Raw genomic sequence first — 12,443 nt, forward strand, 5'->3', positions numbered from 1 at the left:
TGGCTAGGCGAGGGGTATGGACTCCCATTCGCCGGTGGGGTGGGGGATGTCGAAGGTTCGGTAGCCGCAGTCGTAGGCATGGGCTTGGGCCTCGCGGATATTCCAGCAAATATCACAGGCGCGGTGCGCATCCGAGCCAAAGGTAATGGGCGCCTCAGCATGGGCAAAGCAGCGCAAAAGGCCGGTCGCGGGATAGTAGTCGTCGAGCCCCTTGCGCGGTGCGGCGGTCGAGACCTCAACGCGGCGGCCCGTATCGTGCGCACACTCGGCCATCTGCTGCCAAAACGGTGCAGGGTCAAAATCGGGCGCAAAGCCTTCCTTCGAAAAGCGCATGACCAGGTCGGGGTGAGCCATCACATCAAAATTGAGCGAGCTTTCGCAGGCGCGGCACCAGTCATCGACATAGCACTCCCACACGCCGCGCACACCTAAGTTTTCCCAAACGTGCAGGTTGGTGTCGTCGTCGATCCAGCCGCAGCGTGAGTCGGGCGTATCGGGGCGTGCGACGCCCTCTGTCCCCGTCGTGCCCGCAGCGCCTGCCATGATATTGCCCGGGTTACCAATCCAATGCACGCTGCCCAGGCGTACGACGGCGCCCCGGGACCAGCGCTCAACCAAAGGCTCGCAGCCTTCGTACCAATCGCACTCAAAGCCATAGACAAGCTCGAGCTCCGGCGCAATCTGCGCGGCAAGCTTGCGGGCATCCTCAAAAGCCAGACGATGCGCCGGCAGGTCGCCCTCGACAACCTGTACCTCGCAGGTGGCATCCATGCTGGCAGGCAGGGTAAGGTGATCGGCCGAGACCATGGTGCGGCAACCGGCCGCAGCAGCGGCGCGGACGTTGTCTTCAAACGAGGCGTGTCCGTCCGAAAACGAGGTGTGAGTATGGCAATCGACCAGCGGGCAAGCAGGCATGGCGGCTCCTTTACGTCAAGCGAATCTGCTCCATTGTAACGGCGCGGCCCCCAGTGCGATGTGCGCGCCGGGGGCCGAAATCGACTGGAAAGGACGGGCGGCGCATAAGGGCGGGCTCGCGACATCGGCCTTGCTTCGAATCATGTACCTTAGCCTCCAAAACCGACAAAAAATGACATGTTTGGAGGCTGATGTACATGTTTGGCCGAGGCGGTGGAGTGTCGGTTCTTGCAGACAAGGAAAATCGCGCTCATCGCGCGCCGCCACACTTGCGCCGCTCGCGATGTGCTAGCGTTTGGGTGAATAAAACGAGCCCGTGCGGAAAGGAGCCGGACCGTATGCAACGTGGAACTACATCTCCGCTGTCCCGCGAGACCGATGCGCCCGAAACCATCGTCAAGCTGGAGTGCGACATCGACGACGCGTCGCCCGAGGTGCTCGCCTACGCCGCCGACCGCCTGCGCGAGGCCGGCGCGCGCGAGGTGCACTGGCTGCCCCTCTATTGCAAGAAAGGCCGTCCTGGCTGGCAGTTGCAGGTAATCTGCACCCACGAGGATATCGAGCGCCTGCAGACGATCATCTTTTTGGAAACCACGACCAATGGCATTCGCCGCCAGGTTATGGAGCGCGTTTGCCTGCCGCGCTACTTTGAGCGCGTAACGACGCCGTGGGGCGAGGTGTCCGTCAAGGTGGCCACCTTGCCCGACGGCAGTGAGCGTGCGGCGCCCGAGTACGAAGACTGCGCCCGCCTTGCCCGTGAGCACAATGTGCCGCTCCAACGCGTGATGCAGGCGGCCCAGAGCGCGGCACTGCGATTTGAATAACGCGGCTGGTGGCGACATTCCGCGCCCGGCCACGTCAACCCCACCCCGAAAGGACCTCCATGAAATACCTCATCGCTTCTGACATCCACGGCTCGGCATATTGGACCGAGCGCCTCTGCGCCGCCATCGAAGCCGAGCAGCCCGACCGCATCGTCCTGCTGGGCGACCTGCTTTATCATGGTCCGCGCAACGACCTGCCGCGCGACTACGCTCCCAAGCGCGTGATTCCGCTGCTCAACGCCCTGGCCGACCGCATTATCGCGGTGCGCGGCAACTGCGACGCCGAGGTCGACCAGATGGTTCTCGACTTTCCCGTCATGGCCGACTACTCCGCACTGTTCGACGAGGTCGGCCGCGAGCTGTTCCTGACGCACGGCCACGTCTTTGGCGCCGGCATGCACAACAGCGTCGACCACGCGCCCGCGCTGCCCGAGGGCTCCGCGCTCGTCTACGGCCACACGCACGTCAAGGTCAACGAGGAAAGCACCGCGCACCCGGGTCTGTGGCTCTTCAATCCCGGCAGCGTGAGCATCCCCAAGGACGGCACGCACAGCTATGGTATCTACGAGGGCGGCGCGTTCCGCCATGTGATCATGGAGGAGGACTAACCATGGCCGAGCACATGGCTCAGCAAAATGCCGAAGGTTCGCGCGACCTGTCCACGCTGGTCGATGCATCGGCCGAGTTACAACATCTGGTACAGACTATCTGGCGCCTGCGTCAGCCCGACGGCTGCCCGTGGGACCGCGAGCAGACGCACCAGAGCATTGGCAAGAACATGATCGAGGAGGCCTACGAGGCGCTCGACTGCATCGAGGCGGATGACGCGGCCCATCTTCGCGAGGAGCTGGGCGATGTGCTCATGCAAGTCGTGCTGCATGCACAGATTGCGGCGGACGCCGGCGAGTTTACGCTGGCCGACGTGGCGCGCGATATCGACGCCAAGCTCATTCGCCGCCATCCGCACGTGTTTGGCGATGTGGATGCCGACAACTCCGACGAGGTGCTCAAGATTTGGGACGAGGTCAAGCTTGCCGAGAAGGCCGCCAAGGACCAGGCCGTGGCGGCGGGCGATGCTGCGCCCGAGGGCCTGCTCGACGGCGTGCCCACGCATCTGCCGGCGCTGATGCAGGCTCAGAAGGTTTCGCGCAAGGCGGCTGCCGTGGGCTTTGAGTGGGAGACCGTCCAAGATGTGTGGGACGAGGTCGCCGAGGAACGTGCCGAGTTTGAGGCCGAGGAGCCCGGCTCGCCCGAGCGCGAGATGGAGTTTGGCGACCTGCTCTTTGCCCTGGTCAACGTTGCGCGCAAGGAGGGCATCGACGCCGAGAGCGCCCTTCGTGCCAGCACGGCAAAGTTCCGCCGCCGTTGGGCCGCAATGGAGCAGATGGCGGCCGATGCCCATGTTGATCTTGCCGAGCTTTCGACCCACGGGCTCAACGACCTGTGGGATGCCGCAAAGGCAGAGGAGTAGGACACGGTGTTGGTCGGCGGGGCGTAAGGGCGGCGTCCCGTCGACTTGCCCGTTGGCGACCACGCGCGCTCGAGTAATGGATTTGTCCTACGGCTCGTCCGGCTGGTCCGCCCGCGTGCTATAACTAAAGGACTTAGCGCAAACAAACCTCAACCGCACAAGGCGCACATGGATCAGATTTACGACAACAGGCACTATTCCGCCGGTTCGCGCGAACCGTCACCTCGCCGTGCGCATTCGGTGCAGCTTGGCGGGTCTGGTTATCCTGGCGCTGATCGCTCCAGGTATAGCTCGCCGGCGACTTCGCATCCCAATGCTCAGCCAAATAGTTCCTCGGACAGTCCGGTGCGCCCATCGCGTTCCAAGCATGCGTCGCGCCCTTCGACCCAGGCGTCCGACAAGCCGCGCCGTCCCTCAAGCCGTCTTTCGGGTTCGGACTTTATGCACTACGCCAACGATAACGCGGTGGTCAAGGCAATCTATGATTTTACCCACGGTCCCCAGCGAGGGCTGTTTGTTGGCATTGTCGTCGCCCTGGCGCTCGTGAGCCTGTACTTCCCCGTGCGCGACCTGTATGTGGCAAAACGCTCGAGCGACATCTTGGCCAAGCAGGTCGAGATTCGCGAGCAATATAATGACGACCTGCAAAAAAGCGTCGACAAGCTGCTCTCGGAGGAGGGCATTAAGGACGCGGCGACCGAGGACCTGGGTCTGGTTATGCCCGGCGAGAAGAGGATTGAAGTGCAGGGCCTGGACGACGATTCCGATACCTCGTCGAGCCAGAAGTCGTCGAACGCCAAGAAGGCCAGCGAAGTTGCCAAGGAAATCGAAGAGGTCGGCAAGGACGCGCCGTGGTACATCCAGACGCTCGACATGCTGTTTGGATTTAACGGCGTCGAGGGCCAGGCAGTCGTGTCCAATGGCGAGTAGCGCCCGGAGGGGGGCCGCAATGACGAATTGCAAACGATATAAGGTGGCGGCGATTGACCTGGGAACGGTGTCGTCGCGACTGGTGCTGGCCCAGGTCGAGGACGGGGCGATCGTGGAATCGTCCAAGCATACCGAGATTACCGACTTGGGCGAGGGCGTGGACGCAACGGGGCGCTTTTGCGAGGCAGCCGTTGGGCGCGTGCTCGCTGCGTGCCGAATGTTTGTGGACGAGGCCCGTGCCTTTGGGGCCGCGTGCATCTGCACCACGTGCACGAGCGCCGCGCGCGATGCGTCCAATGCCGCGCTGCTGCTGGACGGCCTGCGCGAGCTGGGGCTCGAGCCGCAGGTGATTCCGGGCGAGGTCGAGGCGCGCCTGACGTTTTTTGGCGTGGCGCACGACTTTACCGGCGAGCGCATCATTGTTACCGATTCGGGTGGCGGATCCACGGAGCTCGCGACGGGCGTCTATGCGCCGGAGCGTGGGGTCTTTGCGCTGGAGGGAACGCGTTCGCTGGACATCGGCTGTCGCCGCGTGACGGAGCGGTTTTTCTCGGCGCTGCCGCCAACGGGCAGCGAGCTTGCCGCCGCTGGCGCGTGGGCAAACGAGCAGTTTGCGGGCTACTTTAAGAGCTTGCCTATCGACTTTGAGCGAGCCGAGCGCCTGGTCGCGGTGGGTGGCACCGTCACCACGCTCGTTGCGCTCGTTCACGAGCTGGAGCCGTATGATTCGAGTTTTGTGCACCTGCGCGAGCTTTCGCTGGACCAGGTTTCGGCCGCTATTGAGCGCATGTCCTCGCTGGATGTCGCGGGCATCGCCGCGTTGCCAGGCGTGCAACCCAAGCGTGCGGGCGTGATCCTGGCTGGTGCTGTGGTGATTCGCGAGCTCATGCGAGCCGGCGGCTACGACGCGCTCACTGTAAGCGAGAACAGTCTGCTCGCCGGAATGGCCGCCACCATCAACGAGGTTCTCGACGGCGCGACCCCCACCATCGCCTGGACCCCCAGCCTCAGCGTCCTTTAACCATCCCCTCATAAGTTGCGGTGAAATAGTTCCTAAATGGGCTGATAAACTGCCAAAACAGGAACTATTCCACCGCAACTTAGAGGCTTGACGGTGTCCAAAAGAAACGAGCCCGCATTCCAAAGGGACACGGGCTCGTAAACAATACGTGGTAGGGGCGGTGGGACTCGAACCCACAATCCTTGCGGCGAGAGATTTTAAGTCTCCTGCGTATGCCAATTCCGCCACGCCCCCGTAAGATTAGAAGTCTAGCACAAGCCGTCCGTTACGCGTTGACGGCCATCGAGTGTTGGCCCGACTTCTCGAGGAACTCTTGGAACTTTGCCTCGTCGCCCTTGTTTTGGTACTGCAGGGCCAGCAGGTACTCCAGTCGGCAGCGCTTGACCGGGTCGTTGCCGACATCCTCGAGCATGCGCTCCAGCTCGGGAATGTCGTTGTGGCGCTTGAGGATCATCGTGTCGTACATCAGCTGGCATTCGTGCGCGACTGCCTCGGCTTGGCCACCCTCAAAGCCCTTGATCTCGTGCAGCAGCTCCTTGGACTTTTTGCGGTCCTCCTGGCCAACGTAGTAGTTAAAGGCCTTGATCACCAGATCGACGCGCTGCATCTTGGGCAGGTTGAGCCCCAGCAGCAGGTCAAACATCTCGTCGGCGCGCTCGTGGTCCTCGCGCAGCAGATAGGAGTTCAGGCGCAGGTAGTCGCGGTTGTAGCGCGGGTACAGCATGCTGGTGAGTTTGCCGTCGAGCAAACGATCGAACTCGTCCCACTGTTTGGCGGCCATGAGCCGCTGCAGGCGTTTAAACGTGGTGCGTTTTTTGATGCTAAAGAGCAGCGACACGACGATACAGATGACAACGACGACGGTCCAGAGTGTGCGGGAATCGGGCATATTGAGCTCCTCGGTCGCTCGTAAAACAAGCGGTATGACAAAACGTACTAGATGTATTATACGCAGCGTGCAAGCAAACTGGCACAAAAGTGCATCGAGGCCGAGCGCCATCGCTCGCTGCGGTACACTTACCTAAAGTAAACCATGAAGGGAGACATTACCTATGAAGAAGATCGTTTTGGCTTGCGGTGCTGGCGCTGCTACTTCCACGCTCGTTGCCCAGAAGGTCGCCACCATGCTCGACGCCAACGGTTACGCCGGCAAGTATGAGATCGTGCAGTGCGCCATTTCCGAGGCCAAGGACGCTTGCGACGAGGGCGCCGACCTGCTGATCGCCACCACCGTTGCCCCCGAGGGCCTCACCTGCCCGTACGTGAGCGGCGTGCCCTTTATGACCGGCATGAACCGCGTCGCTGCCGAGAAGGCCGTTCTCGACGTCATGGCTCAGTAGACGCTGCCTGTATGAACGAGCAGAACGCCAACCCGGTCGAGCTCTTTGGCATGCGCGTTGCCCATGTGGGCATTAACGCCACCGACCCGGCAGACGCCCTGGAGATCGCGGAGCTGTTCTCGACGATGATGGGCCTGCCCGTCAGCGAGACCCCGATTTCGTACTTTAACGACTCGCTGGTCGAGATCATGAAGCAGAACGGTCGTGGCGCCAAGGGCCACATAGGCTTTGCCGTCAACGACATCGATGCTGCCGAGAAGTGGTTTGCCGAGCACGGGCTCGAGGTCAACGAGGAGTCGCGCGTGCTGCTGCCCGACGGCGGCACCAAGCTTGTGTACTTTAAGCGCGAGTTCGCCGGCTTCGCCGTGCACCTGTGTCGCGAGTAGCGCACAAGCTGCTATAACGAAAAAAGGGATAGGGCCGCATGGCCCTATCCCTTTTTTATGCCGAGGGGTCGACCTTTTGAGGGGACATGAAATCGGGGTCTAATACTTTTCCCGAGAAGTGAACGAGCAGAATTGGACCCCCGAAGCATCGACACTTTGAGGGTACCGTTTCCTGCGGTTTTGATGCTGGAATCCTGCGATTATCCCGTCGAAAAATGTGGATGCTTCAGGGGTCCAAATACGCTCGTTCACTTCTCTGGAAAAGTATTAGACCTCGATTCACGAGGGGGCTTCCTACCGTGGCAGGCGAATCGTAAAGCGGCTACCGACGCCCTCGACCGAGGTCACGCCAATGGCGCCGCCATGGCTATCGACAATCCACTTAGCAATGGCAAGCCCCAGGCCCGAGCCCTGCGCGCCGGCATCGCGTGCGTTGTCGGCGCGGTAGAACCGTTCAAATGCGTGAGCTGCGGACTCCTGGTTCATACCGATACCCTCGTCCTCAACACTTATGTCGATCGCGCCCGTGCCCGTATCGGGAGTTATGGCAAACGTGACGGTCGTTCCCGCGTTCGAATACTTGGCGGCGTTCTGCACGATCACGCGCAGAGCCTGCTTCACAAGCGCCACGTCGACAGGTGCGTCGCAGCGCGGATCGTTGGCAAATGCAGTGTCAAAAGCCAGCCGATACGTGTGCGCGGCGTCGATCATCTGCGATTCCTCGCACACCTCGCCGACCAGTGCGGCCAGGTTGGTATGCGCACGCCGCAGGACCGTGCGCCCGGCATCGCCGCGTGCCAAAAACAGCAGCTGCTCCACGAGCTCCTGCATATGCTCGCTTTCGGCCTTGAGGGACGCGATGGATTCCGCCAGCACGTCCGGGTCGTCTTTGCCCCAGCGGTCGAGCATGTTTACGTAGCCCTGAATCACCGCGATGGGCGTGCGCAGCTCGTGGCTTGCATCGTTGACAAAGCGCATCTGCTGCAGCTTGGCCTCTTGCATCTGGCGCAGCAGCCGGTTGAGCGCGACCTCGATGCTTGCCAGGTCGGCGTCGCCGGTGGTGACGCTCGGCGAGTCGACACTCGCGCGCTCGATGGCCTGCTCCAGTGTTTCCATCTTGCCGCCGGAGAGTTGCATGCGGCCGAGTTCGTCCACGCGCAGGGCCAAGTCGTTGAGCGGTGCCATGGTGCGACGCACGTGCCTTGCGCCGCCGAGCATGTTGAGCACGCTGATGACCTGCCAACCCACAACGACAAGGTAGAGAGGCCATAGCGCGACGAGGTCCTGCGCGAGAGGGAAAGTCTTGGTGGTAGCAAGTTCGACGGTATAGGTGAGCGTTGTCAGGTCCCAGTCGCGCGCGGGCTTCAGCGACATGCCGTGAACGGCGGCGCTGGGGATCCATCCTGCGGTAAACGCGCCTTCGGGCAGCGTCTGGTTGTATCCATAGACGAGGATCGCCGCTGCAATCACCATCAGCAGCAGATCGAGCCAGACGTAGCTCATCAGGCGGCGCCATATATAGCTCCAGTTGATGGCGCGGGCGATGGAGGTGACACGCTTGGCCTCGGCGTTACGCACGGCAGACATAGCCCACCCCGCGCACGGTCTGGATGATGCGGGCGCCGCCGGCGTCCTCGATCTTGGCACGCAGGTGCGCGATGTGCACGTCGACGTTGTTGGTGTCGCCCACGTATTCGTAGCCCAGCGCCTCGTGCGCGATGCGCTCGCGTGTGAGCACGGTTTCGGCATGTGTCATAAGCAGGGCGAGAACGTCGAACTCGCGGGCCGTGAGCGCGATGGGCGAGCCGCCGACCGTGACTTCGCGGCGGTCGGGGTCGAGCACGACCGAACCCACGGTGAGCGCGGCGGGGGAGGGCGCGACGGAAGCCTTGGTCGACTCACTGACCGGGGGCACCGCAGCGGCGTCGCCGCCCGCGCCGCCCGCCATGCCCGCCCCAGCGCCGGCGCCGCCAACGCCCGAAGCCGCCCGCACGGCCTCCGCGCGCTTCAGCGCCACGCGAATCCGTGCGAACAGCTCCTCAATCGCAAACGGCTTGGTCAGGTAATCGTCGGCACCGGCATCGAGCCCGGCCACCTTGTCCATCACGGCATCGCGCGCGGTGACCATAATCACCGGCACATCCTTGTGCTTGCGGACACGCCGCAAGACCTCCATGCCGTTGAGCTGCGGCAACAGCACATCGAGCAGAATCAGATCGTAGTCGTGCTCCAGCGCCAGGTCCACGGCGGTGCGGCCGTCGGCGGCGTGCTCCACCTGGTAGCCCTCGTGCTCCAGCTCGAGCGTCACAAAGCGGGCGATTTTCTCCTCGTCCTCTACGATCAGAATCCGTGCCATGTGTGTCCCCGTCTGCGATTACTTGTCGTCGTTCAGGTTTTGCTTGATGTCGTCCGCGGCGTCGGCGGCGTGATTCATAAGGTTGTTGATGCTGCCGGGCACGTCGCCGTCGCTATCGATGCGGTAGCGCATGCCAAAGAACAGGCCAATCAGCATGAGCCATATCGTGGCGCCCCAGGCAAACAGGGCGACGATGGGGATCAGAATGGGAATGTTGAGGATGATGGCGTCGCGGCGCGTGGCGATAAACTTGGTGTCCAGGCTCAGGCGGAAGAGCTTTTTGAGGTACTCCCACACGCTGTCCATCTTCTTGGAAAAGTCAGTCTTTTCGCTCGACTTCTCGTAGGCTGCCTGCGCGGCGACCATCTCGGCCGAGGGTTCATCGACCGGCTCGGATTCGGTGGCGGCATGCGCCGATGTGGCCTGGGTCTTGCCTTGCGACTCGAGCCAAATGATGGCGTCCAAAACGTTGCCATCGGCGGCGTCGAGCGCGGCCTTGGCATCGGTGTAGCTCACGTTGCACTTGGTGCGGATGGTTTCAACTTTTTCGAGGTCGTCCATGACCTGTCCTTTCGTTCGATGGGCGCGACGTCGGGCGATCTGCCCGGGCGCGAGCGTTGCGTTCGCGATCTGCGTTGCGCGGCGCCGCCCCGCCCTTGGTCGAACTTTATAGTGCAGGTTATAGATTAAGCGATTCTTGAGCCAAGATTAATGTTGGATGAGTTTTTGGGTGCTGTGGGGAAGGAAGAGGTGCCCTTCTGGGTAGCTAGCAGCGAGGTCTAATACTTTTCCGAGAAGTGAACGAGCTAAAACTGACCCCCGAAGCATCGACACTTTAGAGGTGCCGTTTCCTGGGGTTTCGGTGCTGGAATCCTGCGATTTTGCCGACGAAAAATGTGGATGCTTCAGGGGTCCTAAAACAGACGTTCACTTCGCGGAAAAGTATTAGACCTCGATAGCGGGGGATGGGGTGCCGGTGCAAAACGGCGTTAAGGGTTGGTCGATCAGGTGGTTTCTCCATTGATGTCCGCACGGCATGTGACACTTACCCTGCCGCCCTGTTCTGCCGCGGCGGCATGTACCCAAACAACGGCCCTCTAAGGAGTCCGATATTGATGAGTGATAACACCAAGCATCTCGCAAAGAAGTGCGTCAAGGACGCGGGGCCGTGCCTCGCGCTGTGCGTGGTCGGCGCAGCGGTCGCGCTGTTGGCTGTTCTGGGACCATTCGACGTGCTCCGAAGTGCCGGTTCTCTGCGCGTTTGCATGGCCCTTGCCGGCGCTATGATGACCGGCGGCGTGCTCGATCTGATTTTTTGGGTGCTTGATCCGTTTGGATGGAAGAACGAGGGGTAAGCCCTAAGGGATGGAAGGGCTGGAACGGTTGGCTTAGTGATCGTGCAGAATGCGGTCTAGCGACTTACAGGGAAGCGGTGATCCGATGACGGTCTATGTGACGGGCGATATTCACGGCGGCCTCGACATGCAAAAGCTGCGCGACTGGGATCTTGGGGATAGTCTGACGAGCGACGACCATCTGATTGTCGCGGGCGACTTTGGCTTTCCGTGGGATTTCTCTGCCGAGGAATGCATCGACATCGCCTGGCTGGAATCGCGTCCCTATACCGTGCTGTTCGTCGACGGCAACCACGAGCGTTTCGATCACTGGGCGGAGCGTCCCATGGAGCTGTGGCACGGTGGGCTAACGCAACGCCTGTCGGATACCTCTCCCATACGGCGCCTGACGCGCGGCGAGGTTTTTGAGCTCGACGGCTCAACGATCTTTACCATGGGCGGCGCTACGAGCGTGGATAAGGAATACCGCATTCCCTATTCCAGCTGGTGGCCACAGGAGCTGCCGGACGAGCGCAACTTTGAGGAGGCGCGGACAAAGCTCGACAGCGTGGGCTGGAAGGTTGACTACGTGGTCACCCACACCTGCTCTACGCGCATGCTTTCGCCCACGCTCTATCCTGCGCCTGGCTGGAATTACCCCGCCGTTGATCGGCTTACGGCATTTTTCGATGAGCTGGAAGACCGCTTGGATTACAAGCGTTGGTACTACGGGCATTTTCATCGGGATGCCAACCCTGCCGAGCGCCATACCGTGCTCTACGACTGCATCGTTCGCTTGGGCGACGAACTCCAGCCCTGGGACGTTGCGTAGGGGCGAGGTATTTGGCTACTCGGCCGTTACAGTGATGTTCTCGCGGTGCGTGCGGATGACATTCCAGCTAAAGTGCTCGACCAACTGCTCGGCAGAGCGCGGCGTGGTGTCCGGCGCGATGCCCGTTTGCCCGGCGAGCCATCCCAGCAGTGCCTCGGGCGTGCCAAAGCGTGCGCGTAGCTCGCCCAGGTCCAGATCGCGGTCGCGCTTGGAAAGGCGGCGGCCGTCCGGCGACATGAGCAGCGGAATGTGCGCGTAGTGCGGCGTGGGAAGTCCCAGCAGATGCTGCAGATAGATTTGGCGGGGCGTAGAGCCCAGCAGGTCGCATCCGCGCACGACCTCGGTGACGCCCATGGCAGCGTCGTCGACCACCACGGCTAGCTGGTAGGCAAAAACGCCGTCGCTGCGGCGCACCAAAAAGTCACCGCACTCGGTGGCGAGTGCCTCGCATTGGGCTCCGTACGTGCGGTCAACGAATTCGATCACGTCGCCGGCGAGGTCGTCGACGGCGGGCACGCGCAGGCGCGTGGCGGGAGCGCGCAGGGCACTGCGGCGGGCAACCTCCTCGGCAGAAAGGCCTCGACAGGCGCCGCGGTAGATGGGCGTGCCGTCGCTGGCATGCGGCGCGCTCGCGGCGTGGAGTTCGGCACGCGTACAAAAGCAGGGATAGGTGAGGTCGGCGTCATTCAGCCGGCGCAAGGCGCTTTCGTACAGGTCCAGACGATCGTGCTGGTAGTAGGGGCCTTCGTCCCACTCAAGCCCTAGCCAGGCCAGGTCGTCAATCAATTGAGCGGCAAGTTCCGGGCGCTTGCAGCGATCGTCCAGATCCTCAATGCGTAACACGATGCTGCCGCCTTGGCTGCGGGCCGAAAGCCACGAGCACAGGCAGCTGAACACGTTGCCCAGGTGCATGCGGCCCGAGGGCGACGGGGCAAAACGGCCTACGACAGGTACGGGAACGGAGGCGGGCGGCGTTGTTGGCGCGTTCGCGGCGGGTGTTGCTATGTTGCGTGCGTTGATATCCATGCGGACGA

The 12,443-nt window shown here is 62.1% G+C and carries 15 protein-coding genes and 1 tRNA gene; 9 read left to right on the forward strand and 7 right to left on the reverse strand.

The genetic code is table 11. The features are described from left to right. Positions 1-3 precede the first annotated feature (3 nt). Positions 4-915 (reverse strand): hypothetical protein, encoded by a 912-nt coding sequence (locus ACTQV3_RS01575; RefSeq protein WP_427795452.1) that lies wholly within the window; start codon positions 913-915, stop codon positions 4-6. Between the two features lie 338 nt (positions 916-1,253). Here ACTQV3_RS01575 and larC point away from each other — a divergent pair, with 338 nt between their 5' ends. The 5 genes from larC to ACTQV3_RS01600 all read left to right on the forward strand — a co-directional run bounded on the left by larC (position 1,254) and on the right by ACTQV3_RS01600 (position 5,161). Beyond that, positions 1,254-1,739, forward strand: coding sequence for a nickel insertion protein (larC, locus tag ACTQV3_RS01580; RefSeq protein ID WP_441054196.1), 486 nt, complete (start codon positions 1,254-1,256; stop codon positions 1,737-1,739). Between the two features lie 59 nt (positions 1,740-1,798). Beyond that, on the forward strand, positions 1,799-2,347 hold the full coding sequence (yfcE, locus tag ACTQV3_RS01585) for a phosphodiesterase (RefSeq protein ID WP_427728491.1): 549 nt from the start codon (positions 1,799-1,801) through the stop codon (positions 2,345-2,347). A 2-nt stretch (positions 2,348-2,349) separates the two neighbouring features. After that, on the forward strand, positions 2,350-3,210 hold the full coding sequence (gene mazG, locus ACTQV3_RS01590; RefSeq protein WP_427795453.1) for a nucleoside triphosphate pyrophosphohydrolase: 861 nt from the start codon (positions 2,350-2,352) through the stop codon (positions 3,208-3,210). Positions 3,211-3,378: 168 nt separating this feature from the next. Next, the gene (locus ACTQV3_RS01595; protein WP_441040906.1) at positions 3,379-4,140 is read left to right on the forward strand and encodes a hypothetical protein; all 762 of its coding nucleotides are present in this window, start codon (positions 3,379-3,381) and stop codon (positions 4,138-4,140) included. Between the two features lie 19 nt (positions 4,141-4,159). Then, positions 4,160-5,161 carry a Ppx/GppA phosphatase family protein gene (locus ACTQV3_RS01600; protein ID WP_441535995.1) on the forward strand — a complete coding sequence of 334 codons (1,002 nt, stop codon included), beginning with the start codon at positions 4,160-4,162 and terminating at the stop codon, positions 5,159-5,161. A gap of 149 nt (positions 5,162-5,310) precedes the next feature. On the opposite strand, the gene ACTQV3_RS01605 is transcribed toward ACTQV3_RS01600, so the two are convergent. Both ACTQV3_RS01605 and ACTQV3_RS01610 read right to left on the reverse strand, forming a co-directional pair. Beyond that, positions 5,311-5,395, reverse strand: a tRNA-Leu gene (locus tag ACTQV3_RS01605). A 31-nt stretch (positions 5,396-5,426) separates the two neighbouring features. Further along, on the reverse strand, positions 5,427-6,050 hold the full coding sequence (locus tag ACTQV3_RS01610) for a hypothetical protein (RefSeq protein WP_154515083.1): 624 nt from the start codon (positions 6,048-6,050) through the stop codon (positions 5,427-5,429). A gap of 163 nt (positions 6,051-6,213) precedes the next feature. Between ACTQV3_RS01610 and ACTQV3_RS01615 the strand changes: the two genes are divergently transcribed. Continuing rightward, complete coding sequence (locus ACTQV3_RS01615) at positions 6,214-6,501, forward strand: PTS sugar transporter subunit IIB (protein ID WP_055252380.1); 288 nt, start codon at positions 6,214-6,216, stop codon at positions 6,499-6,501. An 11-nt stretch (positions 6,502-6,512) separates the two neighbouring features. Next, on the forward strand, positions 6,513-6,887 hold the full coding sequence (locus tag ACTQV3_RS01620; protein ID WP_427718886.1) for a VOC family protein: 375 nt from the start codon (positions 6,513-6,515) through the stop codon (positions 6,885-6,887). A 294-nt stretch (positions 6,888-7,181) separates the two neighbouring features. On the opposite strand, the gene ACTQV3_RS01625 is transcribed toward ACTQV3_RS01620, so the two are convergent. From ACTQV3_RS01625 to ACTQV3_RS01635, 3 genes are read right to left on the reverse strand one after another with little or no spacing between them, the layout of a single operon-like run. Beyond that, on the reverse strand, positions 7,182-8,474 hold the full coding sequence (locus ACTQV3_RS01625) for a sensor histidine kinase (RefSeq protein ID WP_441535996.1): 1,293 nt from the start codon (positions 8,472-8,474) through the stop codon (positions 7,182-7,184). Beyond that, positions 8,458-9,243, reverse strand: coding sequence for a response regulator transcription factor (locus ACTQV3_RS01630; protein ID WP_441068729.1), 786 nt, complete (start codon positions 9,241-9,243; stop codon positions 8,458-8,460). Before ACTQV3_RS01630 ends, ACTQV3_RS01625 begins: the two co-directional genes overlap by 17 nt. 18 nt (positions 9,244-9,261) lie before the next feature. Next, positions 9,262-9,804, reverse strand: a complete 543-nt coding sequence (locus tag ACTQV3_RS01635; RefSeq protein ID WP_441068727.1) for a DUF4342 domain-containing protein — start codon at positions 9,802-9,804, stop codon at positions 9,262-9,264. Positions 9,805-10,358: 554 nt separating this feature from the next. On the opposite strand from ACTQV3_RS01635, the gene ACTQV3_RS01640 reads away from it, so the two are divergent. Next, entirely contained in the window at positions 10,359-10,598 is a 240-nt protein-coding gene (locus ACTQV3_RS01640; protein WP_427748078.1) for a hypothetical protein, read from the forward strand. A gap of 85 nt (positions 10,599-10,683) precedes the next feature. After that, positions 10,684-11,409, forward strand: a complete 726-nt coding sequence (locus ACTQV3_RS01645; RefSeq protein WP_441068725.1) for a metallophosphoesterase — start codon at positions 10,684-10,686, stop codon at positions 11,407-11,409. Positions 11,410-11,424: 15 nt separating this feature from the next. Here ACTQV3_RS01645 and gluQRS read toward each other — a convergent pair whose 3' ends face one another. After that, the gene (gluQRS, locus tag ACTQV3_RS01650; RefSeq protein ID WP_441068723.1) at positions 11,425-12,435 is read right to left on the reverse strand and encodes a tRNA glutamyl-Q(34) synthetase GluQRS; all 1,011 of its coding nucleotides are present in this window, start codon (positions 12,433-12,435) and stop codon (positions 11,425-11,427) included. Positions 12,436-12,443: the final 8 nt, after the last annotated feature.

The organism is Collinsella sp. LCP19S3_A7 (assembly GCF_052121995.1).
Lineage (GTDB): Bacteria > Actinomycetota > Coriobacteriia > Coriobacteriales > Coriobacteriaceae > Collinsella.